Here is a 14,012-nt window from a genome sequence, read left to right as displayed (position 1 = left end):
GATCACCGGTTGTTCGTGAAGGTAAACAGCGACTGCAGCGCGTACATCACCCGGTCCAGCAGGAAGCCGATGAGGCCGATGGTCAGCACCGCAACGATGATCCTGGCCAGCGACTGGCTGGAGCCGTTCTGGAATTCGTCCCAGACGAATTTGCCAAGGCCCGGGTTCTGCGCCAGCATCTCTGCCGCGATCAGCACCATCCAGCCGACCCCTAGCGACAACCGCAACCCAGTGAAGATCAGCGGCAGGGCCGAGGGCAGCACCAGCTTGGTGATCTTGGTATAGGTGTTCATTTTCAGAACCTTGGAGACATTCACCAGATCCTTGTCGATGGAGGCCACCCCCAATGCGGTGTTGATCAGCGCAGGCCACAGCGAACACAGCGTGACAGTGATGGCAGAGACCAGGAACGACTTGGAAAACAACCCGTCGTTGGTGGCATAAAGCGCCGAAACAACCATGGTCACAATCGGTAGCCAGGCCAGCGGCGACACTGGTTTGAAAATCTGCACCAGCGGATTGATGGCAGCGTTCGCAGCCGGCGACAAACCGGCCAGAATGCCCAGCGGGATCGCCACGGCGGCGGCAATCAGGAAGCCGAAGAAGACGGTCTTTATCGAAGTCCAAATCTGCTGGTAGTAGGACGGCGCGCCGGTATAGGGAATGTCCTTGACCCGTTCCGGCTGGCCGCGGTCGATAAAGCGCTGGTTGCGGGCCTCCACCTTCTCTTGGTGGGCGCGCTCCTTGGCGGCCTTGGCCTGCGCATCCTGGTGCAGGTTCACCGCTTCGGTCCACACCGCACCCGGGCCGGGAATGGCGCCCAGCGAGGTCTGAACCTTGGGTGCCAGCATGGCCCAGAGCATGAGGAAGCCGGCAATGGCGATGACGGGAACTGCCAGCAGCCGCCAGATTTCCTTCAACTGCGCCTTGGGATTGTCCCCGGCGGCGGCTTTCAGCACGGGGGTGACCCAGGCCAGGCCAAAGACCTGAAACCAGGCGTCCATCTTGCTGATGCGGGTAAAAAGCCGGGCGCGGCGGGCCTCGGAGCTGAGCGGGTCGGGATCGGCGATCGTCATGGTGTCATCCTCTGATGCGTGCGGGGTGGGCGTGGAGCGGCGGCGGCCCTTGCCGGGTTACTGCCCCCTGCCCTCCTGTCCGGGGTCAGCCCTGAATGGCACTGCCGACGACGGTTTGGCCGGCCTTCAGTCCGATCGGCAGGCTGTCGATATAGGCGTTGGGCGCTTTGCCATCGAAGGGGATGCCATCGATGATGTCCTCTGCGGGCGTCGGGGCCTTGTAGCCATCGCTGTCCCAGGGGAAGTCCTCGGAACTGGCAAGCCCCTCATCCACCAGCATTTTTGCGGCTTCGAGGTAGATCTCCGGCTTGTAGACCGACCGGGCGACCTCGTCATACCAGCTGTCGGGCTTGGCCTCGGCGATCTGCCCCCAACGGCGCATCTGGGTCAGGTACCAGACCGCATCCGAGTAGAACGGGTATGTGGCGTTGTAGCGGAAGAACACGTTGAAATCCGGAACATCGCGTTTGTCGCCCTTCTCATACTCGAAGGTGCCGGTCATCGAATTGGCGATCACCTCATAGTCCGCGCCGACGTAATCGGGGCGCGACAGGATCTCCACCGCTTCCGGGCGGTTGGCGTTGCCGTTTTCATCCAGCCACATGGCCGCACGGATCAGCGCCTTGACGATTGCCAGCGTGGTGTTCGGGTTTTCCTCGGCGAATTCCGCGGTGATGCCGAAGACCTTTTCGGGGTTATTCTTCCACAGCTCGTAGTCGGTGATGACCGGCACTCCGATGCCCTTGAACACAGCCTGCTGGTTCCATGGCTCCCCCACGCAGTAGCCGGAGATCGTGCCGGCCTCCAGCGTCGCGGGCATCTGCGGCGGAGGCGTCACCGACAGGAACGCCTCGGCGCCGATCTGCCCGGTCACGTTTTCAGGCGAGTAGTAGCCTGGATTAATTCCGCCGGCCGCCAGCCAGTAGCGCAGCTCATAGTTGTGGGTGGAGACCGGGAAGACCATGCCCATGTTGAAGGGCTTGCCCTTGGCGTTGAAGTCCTCGATCACCGGCTTCAGGAAAGAGGCGGAGATCGGATGCGCGATCTTGCCGTCAGCATCCGTGGGCAGGTTCGGTTTCATCATCTCCCAAACTTCGTTGGAGAGCGTGATGCCGTTGCCGTTCAAATCCATGGAAAACGGTGTGACGATATGCGCTTCAGTGCCGTAACCGATGGTCGCGGCCAGCGGCTGGCCTGCCAGCATATGGGCGCCGTCAAGGGTGCCGCCGATCACGCCATCCAGAAGGACCTTCCAGTTCGCCTGCGCTTCGAGCGTGACAAACAGCCCCTCGTCATCGAAAAAGCCCTTCTCATAAGCCACCGCCAGCGGCGCCATATCCGTCAGCTTGATGAAGCCGAAAGTCAGCACGTCCTTTTCCATCTCCAGTGTTCCGGCCCAAGCCGGCTCGGTCAGGGCAGTCGAGGCCGCAAGCGCCATTATAAGTGTCTTCATCGGGTTGGTTCCTTTTCCTAGCTGCGCCCCGCCCAGGGGACGGAACAGAAAAAAGCCGCTGACACGCACCGCCAGGAGGAGTGGCGGCGGGTCGAGCGGCTTTGCTCAGTGAAACCCGGTCTTCGGGAAAATTCTCAGTCAGGCTCCGTTGCCTGTCTGACTTCAGACTGCCGGAAGACCCGGCCTGCGCCAAAGGTTTCTTTGCTCGCGCAGCATGAAATTCTGCGTTGCAGCGTTGCAGCGGGGCAAGCTGCCTGCTTTTTCATCAGTCCGCGGCCATGGGATCAAAAACACGGCCATCAAAGAACCGGTTCGGCAGCAGCCTGACCGCTTCCGATTCTCCTGCGGCCAGCAGCGGGGCGCCGGTTGCGCCTTCCAGTTTCGACGAGGCGCCGGGCAGGTCCGCACCGGTCCCGGCCAGGGCGGTGCGGTATAGATCGCTGCGGAAGACCGGCCCGGCCAATTCCAGCGCCCTGTGCCGGTCGAGGCCAGTCCGTTCCGCCAGTTGCAGCGCAATCCATTGGGCTTGTCTGCGCCAGGGAAAGCCCGCGGCGCCGTCATGGAAGCCGATAAATCCGGGGACTTCACGCTGCAGCCCCTGGGGCGTGACCGTGAACTTGCCCGACAGCGCGCGTTCGATGATTTCGGCGGGCAGATCGAGATACTGCCGCGCGGACAGGATTTCCGCCGCCAGCCCGCGGGAAGCCGGGTCGGCCAGCCAGCGGCCTGCACGCCACAGGGTCCGGATCAGGCGGCCGGTCAGTCCGGGTTCGGCCTCTGCCCAGGTACTGCGGACGGCCAGCACCTTTTCCGGCGCAAAGGACCAGATCGCCCGACCGGGCAACAGCAGCGCCCCCGCGCCATTTTCTACCGCGATGGATCCCCAAGGTTCGCCAACGCAGAACGCGTCTATTTCACCGCTTGTGATGGCATCGGTCATCAGCGGCGGCGGGACGGTGCGGATGCTGATGCCGCGGCCGGTGTCAGCCGCCAACCCTTGCAGCCAGTAGTGCAGCAGTTCCATATGCATGGAAAAGGGAAACGGCACGCCAATCCGCAGGCCAGGGCCGGCTGCGGCTATCAGTGCCTTTCCGGCGGATGCGGCATCATCGAAGGAAAAATTGTGCCCTGCATCGGCAAGTCTGCGGGCCAGGCTGCTGCTGACGCCAATGACGGTGCCGTTGACGGACAGCACTGACAGAACAGAGAATGGCGCGCTGGCGCCGCCAACGCCAAGCGCCGCGGCGACCGGCACCGGCGCGAGCATCTGAGCGGCATCCACCTGCCCGAACGCCAGCATGTCGCGCAGGGAAGACCACGAGGGCGCGCGGTGCAGCTCCAGACTCAGCCGTTCTTCGGCGGCAAAGCCCATTTCCTGTGCGGCAATCAGCGGCGCCGCATCAGTCAGCGGAACATAACCGGCGGGGATGCGTGTTGCGCTCATGCCAGCAGCCCTGCCGCGGTGACCAGCGCCAGCGCGACCTCCGCGACGCGCTTGTTCTGGTCCATCGCGGCCTTTCGCAGCAGCGCGTAGGCTTCGTCCTCGCCGATGCCCCTGGCCTTCATGACCATCCCTTTGGCGCGGTCGATGACCTTGCGTTCTTCCAGGGCCCGTTTGGTTTCTGCAAGCTCGGTGCGCATGCGCTGAAACAGCCGGAAACGCGCGATGGCTGCGTCCAAGACCGGTTTCAGCCGGGCGGCCTGCAGCCCGTCAACCACGTAAGCCGAAACCCCGGCTTCAACAGCGGCCGCAGTCATGCCGTCTTCACTGCGGTCCACAAACATCGCCACTGGCCGGTCCTTGGGGCCTGAGGCCAGCGTCAGTTCCTCCAGCACATCGCGGGAGGGGTTGGCGATGTCGATCAGCACCACATCCGGGTCACGCATCTGTATCTGACGCGCGAGGCCTGAAGGTTCCGAGATGACCTGAATGTCAAATTCCCCGGCGTCCCGCAGCCCGTCCACAATCATGAAGGCGCGGTCACCGTCGGTTTCGACAACAACAATGGACAGGGCATCGGGCATGCGGCAGAGCATGAAAAGGGTGGAAGACGGCTGTAAAGGCTGCAGGTATGGCGCAATTTTACAACAGCCCGTTGGCGCCGAAAATTTGAGCTTACTGCCCGAGCTTTAAGCAGGGAGGAGACACACACTGGCGGCAGCCAAAACGCCGGCTTTAATGTCCGCAATGGGTGATATGTGCCTACAGCGGACATGTGCGAGCTTCCTGTCTGCATGTGCGGCGAATGGCAGGCTTGCCCCCCGTGCCGATATTGCCGCCGTTGCCCCTCCGGGTGTTTGCTAACGCAGCATCCGCTCGCAGGCGCGGCACGCTCACCGCTGTGTTGCAGCCAATGCCGCCAGACCGGGCATTCAAATCAGCCTGAAGTGCAAAATGTAATCCGCCCTTTTCGCCGCGGCCGATCTCGACAAAGACGACGTGGAAGAAGTCTTTTCCGCACAACACGTCAAGACGGCTCCCAGCAGGTCTCTGTCCGGGCGTGCGCCAAGTGCTGAAGGCACCTTCGGGCGCAAGCCCGCCGGGCAAGCCTAATGATTCAGAATCTTGCTCAGGAAGTCCTGTGCCCGTTCGCTTTCTGGATTACCGAAGAACTCTTCCGTGGCGCGGTCTTCGACGACCCGGCCGGCATCCATGAACACCACCCGGTCCGCCACCTTGCGGGCAAAGCCCATCTCGTGGGTGACAACCATCATCGTCATACCGTCCTGCGCCAGTTCAACCATCACGTCCAGCACCTCGTTGATCATCTCCGGGTCGAGCGCTGATGTCGGTTCGTCAAACAGCATCGCAATCGGGTCCATCGCCAGCGCCCGGCTGATTGCCACCCGCTGCTGCTGGCCGCCAGACAGCTGCCCGGGAAACTTCTCGATATGCGGCAGCAGCCCGACCCGGCTGATCAGGGCCTCGGCCTTGGCATTGGCCTCGTCGCGCGACCTGCCCAGGACCTTCTGCTGGCCCAGGCACAGGTTTTCGCGCACGCTCATGTGCGGGTAGAGCTCAAAGTGCTGAAACACCATGCCGATCCGCGAGCGAAGCCTGGTCAGATTGGTGCCCTTGGCGGTGACATCCGCATCCTCCACCAGGATGCGGCCCTGCTGCACCGGCTCCAGCCCATTCACGCATTTGATCAGGGTCGATTTTCCCGAGCCGGACGGCCCGCAGACAACCACCACCTCGCCCTTGCCGACATGGGTGGTGCAATCGGTCAGCACCTGAAAGTCGCCATACCATTTGGAGATGTTTTCGATGCTGATCATGCGGTTTTGGCCTTCTGAAGGCGCCGGACAAAAAGCGAGCCGGCGAAGCAAATGGTGAAGTAGACAAGGGCTGCGAAGATGTACATTTCCGCCAGCCGGCCCTCAGTGCGGGCGACGATTGAGGAAGCGGTCATGAAGTCGCGCAGGCTGACAACAAAGATCAGGCTGGTGTCCTGAAACAGGATGATACCCTGGGTCACCAGGATCGGGATCATGTTGCGGAACGCCTGCGGCAGAACCACATAGCGCTGAATCTGCCAATAGCTGAGTCCTGTTGCCTGCCCGGCATGCACTTGCCCCTTACGGACCGACTGAATGCCAGCGCGGATGATTTCCGAATAGTAGGCCGCCTCAAACATGACAAAGGCGATCAGCGCCGAATAGAATCCGCCGATCGGGCGGCCCAGGGCCAGAGGCACCAGGAAGTAGAACCAGAAGATCACCAGGATCAGCGGCACCGAGCGGATCAGGTTCACATAGCCAGCGGCAGCCAGAGCCAGGGGCATGATGCCGGAAAGCCGCATCAGTGCCAGGCCGGTGCCCAGGATGATGCCCCCAATAACCGCCAGCAAGGTGAGCCATAGCGACAGCTGCAGACCCTGCCACAGAAAGGGAAGATTATTCCAAATGACGGAAAGATCGAAATCACCCATGGCTCAGTCCTTTCCGACATAACCCGGGATACGGGTATATTTTTCAAGCGTCTGCGCGATCACCGTCGCGCCAAGCGCAATAACCACATAAATGACCGTTGCGGCGGTGAAGGCTTCGAACCCCTGAAAGGTGTATTCCGCGATCTGCTGGCTTTGCGCAGTCAGCTCCAGAAGCCCGATGGTGAGCGCCAAGGAGGAGTTCTTGAAGATGGTCAGGAACTCGGACGTCATCGGCGGCACGATCAGCCGGAAGGAAATCGGCAGCAGCACATAGCGGTAGGTTTGCGCAGTCGAGAAGCCGTTGGCGTAGGCCGCGCTGGTCAGGCCGGGACCCACAGCGTTGATCCCGGCGCGGACCTGTTCCGCAACGCGGCTGGCCGTATAGAGGCCCAGGCCGATCACAGCGGTGACATACTCGGGGTTTGGCATATCCCGCTTCATCCAGCGGCCCAGATCGTCCGGGACGATCTCGGGCATCACGAAATACCACAGGAACAGCTGCACCAGGAGCGGCACATTGCGGAAAAGCTCGACATATGCGGTGCAGAGGGTGGCGACGGGCTTTGACGGCAGTGTGCGTCCGACACCTACTAGCACCCCGACGGCCAGTGCCAAAACCCAGGCTGCAAGCGCGACCGCAAAGGTCCAGCCCACCCCTGATATCAGCCAGCCCAGGTACTCCTCCTCAAAGAGGACGCCCCAGTTCCAGTTGTAGTTCATGATTGTTTACCCTGTTGAAGGTGCCGGGCCCCGCAAGCGGCGAAGGCCCGACCGTGCAAGCGCGGGAAGATATTATTCGGGCAGCGCGTTGATCTGGAACGCGGCCTTCAGCAGATCGGTCTGCGCAACGCCCAGCGGATCGAACCACTTAGAATAGATCTCGTTGATCTCGCCTGAGCGGAACACTTCGGCCAGGGCCTTCTTGCCCACCAATTCAAAGGCGCTATCGTCGCGGCGCACCATCAGCGCATAGGGGTCGAAGGAGAGGAAATCGCCAACGACCTCAAATGAATCGGGAGTTTTCGACTTGGCGATCAGCCCGAACAGCAAGATGTGATCGGTTGCATAGACATCCACCCGGTCAGTTTCCAGCGACAGCATGCCCTCGGCATGGTCGCGCACCGGCAGCACCTTCACGTCCAAGCCCAGTTCTTCAATTGCCGCCTTTACCGCGCGCTCGTTGGTGGTGCCCTGCGCCAATGCCACGGCTTTGCCTTCCAGATCTGCAACCGAGCCAATCCCCGCCCCTTTGCGCACCATCAGTTTGGTTCCGGTGATAAAGGTGGTGGGCAGGTATTCCACCTGATCCTGACGCGTAAGGTTGTTGGTGGTTGAGCCGCATTCCAGATCAATTGTGCCATTGGCCATCAGTGCGATCCGGGTTTTCGGATTCACCGGCACGTATTTGATCGACAGTTCCTTGCCCAGTTCCGCAGACACCGCATCGACCACTTTCATGCAAAGGTCGATCGAATAGCCAACCGGTTTCTGGTTTTCATCAAGATAGGCAAAGGGAACCGAGCTTTCGCGATGCCCGAGGACGATCTCGCCCGAGGCATCAATCTTGGCCAGGGTTCCCGTGCGTTCCTGGGCGGCGGCCGGGGCCGCCAGGGCCAAAGCAAAGGCCAGGGCGGCGGCTGGTTTCAGAAGTTTCATGTTTTTCTCCCTATTGAATTGTCTTGTGCTTTTGTTAATCCTGATAGCCCGGCAGACCGAAGATACCGGGGTATCCAAACAGCGCTGCGCTGCCGCCGGTATGAAGGAACACGATGTTATCCATGCCGTCGAAATAACCCCTTCGGACTTGGTCGATCAGGCCGTCGACTCCCTTGCCAGAATAGACCGGATCAAACAGAAGCCCCTCCAGCCGGGCCAGCTTCAGAAGCGCCGCGCGCATACCCTCGGTCGGCAGCCCGTAACCCGGCCCCACATAGTCGCAATTCGCCCGAACCGACGCCCGGTCGATTTCGGCCCCCATGCCAAGGTAATCCATGGTCTTGCAGGCCAGATCAAAGACCATGCTCTCCTGTTTCTCCTGCGGCGCCCGCACGCCGATCCCAAGCAGGTGAATGTCACTTGCAAGACCTGCAAGCCCCGCCACCAGCCCCGCCTGAGTTCCGGAACTGCCAGTGGCATGAACCAGCGCGTCGACCTTCAGCCCAAGCGCTCCGGCCTGCTCCTCCAGTTCGGCGGCGCAGTTCACATACCCCAGCGCGCCAACGCGGTTGGAGCCGCCGCCCGGAATTATATAGGTCTTGCGGCCCTGGTCTTGGAGCGCGCCAGCCAGGGTTTCCATCTCGGCATTCATGTCGGCACCGCCGGCCCGCTTGGAGATGGTTGCGCCATGCAACTGGTCCAGCAGAACATTGCCGTTGAAGTTATAGGCCACGTCATTCGACCCGGTGCGGTCCTCCAAAAGGATTTGGCAATCCAGGCCCAGCTTGGCCGCCGCCGCCGCCGTCTGGCGGGCGTGGTTGGACTGGGTGGCTCCCTGGGTAATAACCGTATCGGCACCGAGTTTCAGCGCTTCTGCCATCAGAAATTCCAGCTTGCGGGTCTTGTTGCCGCCAGAGGCAAGACCGGTGCAGTCATCGCGCTTGACCCAGATGCGCGGCCCGCCCAGTTCTTCGCTCAATCTATCCAGAGGTTCCAAAGGGGTCGGCAGATGGCCCAGCCGCACGCGCGGGAAGTTTCCAAGTGCGCGCTTTACAAGCGCAAGGTTGCCACCCCCGGCCATTGTGTCTTCTGTCACTGCGGTGTTCATCGAATACATCCCTTTTGCGTATTTTCAGTAAGGCTAGACGCTGGAATGGCCGTTGAATAATGCAAACATTGCAGCCTACTCATACATATTGTATGAGCAGACATGGATACCCGCCTTTTCGAAGACGCTTTGATCCTGCTGGAGGAGCGCAGCCTGACTGCCGCGGCAGCACGCAGGAACGTAACACAACCAGCCTTTTCCAGGCGCATACGGGCCTTGGAGCATTGGATTGGCAGAAGCTTGCTGGTGCGTGAGGCCAACCGGGTAGAGCTGTCTCCCACATTGCTTCAAAGCGAGCCACAGATCCGGGCGCTGCTGGCACATTTAAGGCAATTGCATGGGCATCTGAAGAATTCGGAAGGCATTGGCGAACCGCTGGTGCTGGTAACGCAGCACTCGCTGTCAGTGTCTGTTGTTCCGGAGATTCTCCGCAAATTCCGCAACAGCGGCCGGACGCCGCAAATCCGGCTGCGGACGCAAAACCAGGTATCTGCCATGTCCACGTTTCTGCGCCACGAAGGCGACGTGCTTTTGAGCTATGAGTACCGTGAACTGCCGCAGGTACCTTTTGACGACACTGTTGACCGTTATGTCTGGCGGCGGGACACCCTGCTTCCCGTCGCCGGCGGCGCGCTGCGGCATGATCTCCTGGAAGGCCAGATACTGCCGCCGGATGCTCCCTGCATTGATTATCCTGCCGAAAGTTTCTTTGGACAGATTTTAACGCTGCATCAAAACAGGGCTGAACGCGCCTGGACGGGTACGCCGGCAGTGGAAAGCGCATTTTCGGTGGGGATTTCCCAGATGGTTCTTGAAGGAAGCGGCGCCGCCTGGGTGCCTCACTCCATCATTCAGAACCACATCATTTCCGGTGATGCTGTCATTCTCTCTCCAGAGTACGGCCGTCTGCCGCTGGATATCGTCCTATATACCCATGTATCCAATCCACGCGGGGCACATTTCCGGAAAACAGTTGCTGACTTGGTTTGACGGAAGCTCGAAACGCCTGCGGTGGCCTGTAGGCGGCGGTCTGCGGGCGGCGGAAAAACCGGCCAGTTTTGGCCCTTTCTGGTTTCAGGGAGGGCGGGAGCATTTTCACCGTGAAACTTTTTCGGTGTCCGTCGTCAGAGATTTTGGGCCAGTTGGCAGCCTGAGCTAAGAGATTCTCTGGCTGCCAACTGGCCCAAAATCTCTGACGACGGACACTGTCTGGACTGGGCAGTTGCGCCTTCAACAAGAGACAGTAGAAATCCGCGCGGGGCGCGCGGATTGCATATCCCAGGAGTCGCGGCAGGGCATCGACGGGCTGCGCCCGCTCCCCCCTCCCCCGGCATTTTCCGGTTGATTGGTCCGCCTGCCCTCCGGAAGACACGAGGTCTTCCGAAGTGAAAATCAGGGAAGGCTTCGCCACTGGCGGAACAGGAGGCGCCAGCGGGGATGTTGGAGACACGAAAAAGGAAAGGGTCTGCCGCAAATGGCAAAACTATGCGTCGCCCGATGTCGGGCGACACATAGTTTTCCTTCCAGGCTCCGCTAAGCCTTTGATTTTAGGCCAGTGGAAAAATCGTGATCGCACCAGTCTTTCCTTTTGCGACTCATAGACTTGCCATCGGCTGAAGCGGACCTTTTCGGCCAGCGCCGTTCAAACTTGGTCAGGAGCATATTTTCAATGCTGAGTGCTAGGCGCGAGCGACAGCTCAGCGCAGGAAGCTGCCGCTGCAAAGTTGCGAACCGTCTTCGCCATTCGGAACCTGATCGGCCCAAAGCCGACCTTGATGTCCGGCAACGGTGCCGCGACGCAGCTTCACCGAACCGGCTCTCTGTTTGCGGGATCGTCAAGTGCGGGTTCTATTGCCGTTCGGGGTCCTGGTTCTCTACGAAGTCGGTGTTTCCGCTTCCTGATGGCGTCCGGGAGCTGACCAGCCAGAATGTCATTCGCGAAGTGAGCGTCACGCTCCTTCAGCCGCTTTTGACTGGCTTGATCCGCCGCCGTCCCGAAGGACACTGAACCCGCCCTGTCTCTTGTGGGCGGGATCTCAGTTGGTTGTCAGGTGATAAGTTCCTTTCCCGGTTCAAAGACTGTCTGGTCGCGCCAGATGCACATCATGACGACAGCGAGCTTTCGGGATGCCGCCACTGCGGCTTTCTTGAAGCCCTTCCGATCTTGCAGCCTCTTGGCCCAAGCGCGCAGCTGTGATGGCTTTCTGACCTGGGTGATTAAGGTGGTGGCCGCGGAGTAGAGCAGTCTTCGCAGATCACGATCTCCGCATTTTGATATCCGGCCGGACCAGTCCATGTCTCCAGATTGGTGCCGCCGCGGCGTGAGGCCGAGAAAGGCGCCGACGTCCCTCGATCTCCGGAAACGCTCCGCATTGTCGAGGGTAGCGATAAAGGACAGCGCGACGACAGGCCCAACCCCCGGGACGGTCATGAGGCGGCGGGCAAGGCCGCTTTCGCGTGCGATGAGCCTGAGATCTTCATCCATCGCTTCCGCGGCCGCGCACAGGGTTCTGTGGATCGGAATGAACATGTCAGCCATCACGCCGAGCGCCGGGTCGGTCTGGCCTGCCCCGGCGAGTTGGTCGCGGAAGCCCTGCCGCAGGTTTGCACGGCCTACTGAACCCATGCAGACCCCAAAAACCTTCAGCACGCCTCGAACATGCGCTTCAAGGTCCTTGCGCATCCTGATCAGGCGCTCCCGTGCGCCAATGAGCACGCGAACCCGCTCCGACGCCTCGCTTCTGATGTGAACCCGGCTGAACCAGCCGGTGCGGGCCAGATGCGCCAGCCCTTCGGCATCACCGGTATCGGACTTGTTGATCCGCCAAGACAGCGCCTTGTGCGCCAGGCGGGCATCAATGCAGATGATCGGAAGGCCGCGTTTCTCCAGCTCGCGGGTGAGCCAGATGGCCAGGATGCCACTCTCATGCACCACCCGCTCGGGCTTGGCGGAATGTTCGAAAATAAACGATGCAATCTCGTTCGGATCCGAACTGGTTTCGCCGCGCGCCAGCACCTCGCCATCTTCATCGACAACACAGATCGACACGGATTTGACGGACACGTCCAGACCAACATAATGCAACATGGTCGTTCTCCTTCACGGCTGGTTTTTGCTGAGGCCGATCTTATCGGACCTCGTTCGCCCTGGGAGAGCGGCCGCCGCAAACACACCATGTCATTCGTCGATCCTGCAGCATTTTCAGCTGGCGAGTGGCAGCAATGCGGGACGGAGCTGCCGTTCGCTGCACATGCAGTATGGGCGAAGTCAAACGGCAGCAATGCTGATTCTCGACGCCTGACTGTTTACTGGTTGCTTTGCAGTGAATGCTTGGTTTCGTGGCAAACTGAGCAACAGGTAAGAACTAGAAGTGCAGGAAAGCTTGCAGCTCAGGGGGAAGAAAAGGCGCAATAGAAACGTTGCCCGCTGCAATCATTCAGTGAATCGGTAAACACTCATGCTAGAATGGCCAAGCCTAGCTCTTGCTCCGTTCCAGTCATGCCTAATCAGGTTTTCTGGTGGAATCCAAAACTGGATGGCAGCTTCATCACCCCAGGTGAAGCCCATAACAGGGTCACTTGCCACCTGCAGCAAAAGGATGGACTGGTCCTCATCTGGTTCGAGATTTGGTTGTGTTTCGAAAGGTACTGCGAACAGATGTGGCCCGCGCGCGGAAAACAGATGCGAATTCCAGTAATTCAAAGCTTTTCTTGGAAACTTCGAGAGATCCATTTTGTGTCCAAAAGCTAACTCGGCTAATACGCCTCGCATCTGTCGGGGTAAACCCTGGGATAATTCGTTACTAAACGGAGTTGCTCTCCCCATTTCCACAATCAGGTTGTATTCATCCATTGACATGGGTTCGAAAGGAGCTCCATTTGTAAAGATTTCTTTCAGCTTGGATAGGAAAGGTTTCAGGAGTTCTTGGCCAGAGGGTAATAGTTCAATCTTCTCGCGACTATCGCTCAAGCCTTCACGTGCCCGTAGAAGCGCATCCCCTGGATTTTCCTCGATCACAAAGTGGCCGGCTCTTTGGACAGCAGCTCTGAAGTCTGCGCCGTTAAGGTGCTGAAAATTTTCTATAACTTCTATAAGGGCCTCTTTGCGTTTCATATTCATCAATTCACGCTCGCGAGTTCCATAAAATGGTCTCTGGGTGAACTCCCGCTGAATGCGAGCAAAGAATTGCTTCGCCGCTAGGCGAAAAGGCGGGCCGTCGCGCTCCACATCAAAAAGATCGTTGTAACTTGCTCCAACCTCTTGAATCCAAGATTGGTAATCGCCCCAGTCCCTCAGTTGTAGATTGACGGGTGTTCGGTAGAAGCGATCTTTCGGGTGATCAGCGTGGAAGCTGGTGGCGTGGTCAAAATTGGAACCGAATACCTGTGGAATGCTGGAGGGGGGTTCGCAAAATTCATACTCCTCAGCGACATAAAGGATAAAAGGCTGCAAGCCATGCTTTTGTGCTGTTCCTTCAAAATTGGTGTCGATGAAGAATGCTAACCAACCGTTCTTTGGTAGGCGTAAATCTTTTGGTTGATCTGTTGCTGCGCGCAGATCGATCTGAGCTATGAAATGCAGTGGGAGGCCTGTTTGGTCAGACTTTGGCCAAGCAGACTTAGGAATTTTGGGAAGGCCTCCAATCCAACTTGTGGATTGGCTTCCAGTCGTGGCTCTCTCCATCATGTGGAACATTTTTCGCCCTCTTCCCAATCTCAGTTTGAATTCACTGCGATTTTTCAACACTCCATCTACACATTTCACCTGTGCGACCGTGTAGAGGATC

12 protein-coding genes are annotated in these 14,012 nt (G+C 59.4%); 1 reads left to right on the top strand and 11 read right to left on the bottom strand.

Features of this window, described 5'->3' with window-relative positions:
• Positions 1-2 precede the first annotated feature (2 nt).
• From R2C4_RS20035 to cuyA, 9 genes are all read right to left on the bottom strand, one after another.
• A complete protein-coding gene (locus R2C4_RS20035) occupies positions 3-1,076 on the bottom strand; it encodes an ABC transporter permease (protein WP_141891970.1) in 1,074 nt (357 codons plus the stop codon).
• An 85-nt stretch (positions 1,077-1,161) separates the two neighbouring features.
• Positions 1,162-2,529 carry a CmpA/NrtA family ABC transporter substrate-binding protein gene (locus R2C4_RS20030; RefSeq protein ID WP_141891969.1) on the bottom strand — a complete coding sequence of 456 codons (1,368 nt, stop codon included), beginning with the start codon at positions 2,527-2,529 and terminating at the stop codon, positions 1,162-1,164.
• A 265-nt stretch (positions 2,530-2,794) separates the two neighbouring features.
• A complete protein-coding gene (locus tag R2C4_RS20025) occupies positions 2,795-3,973 on the bottom strand; it encodes a CmpA/NrtA family ABC transporter substrate-binding protein (RefSeq protein ID WP_141891968.1) in 1,179 nt (392 codons plus the stop codon).
• Positions 3,970-4,554: an ANTAR domain-containing response regulator gene (locus R2C4_RS20020; RefSeq protein WP_141891967.1), complete on the bottom strand. Its 585-nt coding sequence runs from the start codon at positions 4,552-4,554 to the stop codon at positions 3,970-3,972. Before R2C4_RS20020 ends, R2C4_RS20025 begins: the two co-directional genes overlap by 4 nt.
• A 525-nt stretch (positions 4,555-5,079) precedes the next feature.
• Positions 5,080-5,808: an amino acid ABC transporter ATP-binding protein gene (locus tag R2C4_RS20015; protein WP_141891966.1), complete on the bottom strand. Its 729-nt coding sequence runs from the start codon at positions 5,806-5,808 to the stop codon at positions 5,080-5,082.
• Positions 5,805-6,461 (bottom strand): amino acid ABC transporter permease, encoded by a 657-nt coding sequence (locus R2C4_RS20010; protein ID WP_141891965.1) that lies wholly within the window; start codon positions 6,459-6,461, stop codon positions 5,805-5,807. Before R2C4_RS20010 ends, R2C4_RS20015 begins: the two co-directional genes overlap by 4 nt.
• 3 nt (positions 6,462-6,464) lie before the next feature.
• Positions 6,465-7,181, bottom strand: coding sequence for an amino acid ABC transporter permease (locus tag R2C4_RS20005; RefSeq protein ID WP_141891964.1), 717 nt, complete (start codon positions 7,179-7,181; stop codon positions 6,465-6,467).
• Between the two features lie 72 nt (positions 7,182-7,253).
• The gene (locus R2C4_RS20000) at positions 7,254-8,117 is read right to left on the bottom strand and encodes an amino acid ABC transporter substrate-binding protein (protein WP_141891963.1); all 864 of its coding nucleotides are present in this window, start codon (positions 8,115-8,117) and stop codon (positions 7,254-7,256) included.
• Positions 8,118-8,151: 34 nt separating this feature from the next.
• Positions 8,152-9,198 carry a D-cysteate sulfo-lyase gene (gene cuyA / locus R2C4_RS19995; RefSeq protein ID WP_244940833.1) on the bottom strand — a complete coding sequence of 349 codons (1,047 nt, stop codon included), beginning with the start codon at positions 9,196-9,198 and terminating at the stop codon, positions 8,152-8,154.
• Between the two features lie 129 nt (positions 9,199-9,327).
• On the opposite strand from cuyA, the gene R2C4_RS19990 reads away from it, so the two are divergent.
• Positions 9,328-10,215, top strand: coding sequence for a LysR family transcriptional regulator (locus tag R2C4_RS19990; RefSeq protein WP_141891961.1), 888 nt, complete (start codon positions 9,328-9,330; stop codon positions 10,213-10,215).
• Between the two features lie 1,057 nt (positions 10,216-11,272).
• Here the strand turns inward: R2C4_RS19990 and R2C4_RS19985 are convergent.
• Together R2C4_RS19985 and R2C4_RS19980 are read right to left on the bottom strand one after the other, a co-directional pair.
• Positions 11,273-12,313, bottom strand: coding sequence for an IS110 family RNA-guided transposase (locus tag R2C4_RS19985; RefSeq protein ID WP_141891960.1), 1,041 nt, complete (start codon positions 12,311-12,313; stop codon positions 11,273-11,275).
• Between the two features lie 345 nt (positions 12,314-12,658).
• Positions 12,659-13,921, bottom strand: coding sequence for a DUF1963 domain-containing protein (locus tag R2C4_RS19980; RefSeq protein ID WP_167510279.1), 1,263 nt, complete (start codon positions 13,919-13,921; stop codon positions 12,659-12,661).
• Between the last annotated feature and the right edge of the window lie 91 nt (positions 13,922-14,012).

The organism is Leisingera aquaemixtae, from assembly GCF_006740765.1.
Classification (GTDB): domain Bacteria; phylum Pseudomonadota; class Alphaproteobacteria; order Rhodobacterales; family Rhodobacteraceae; genus Leisingera; species Leisingera aquaemixtae.
Note: the sequence above shows the minus strand (reverse complement) of the source record. Positions and strands in the feature narration are given on the sequence as shown.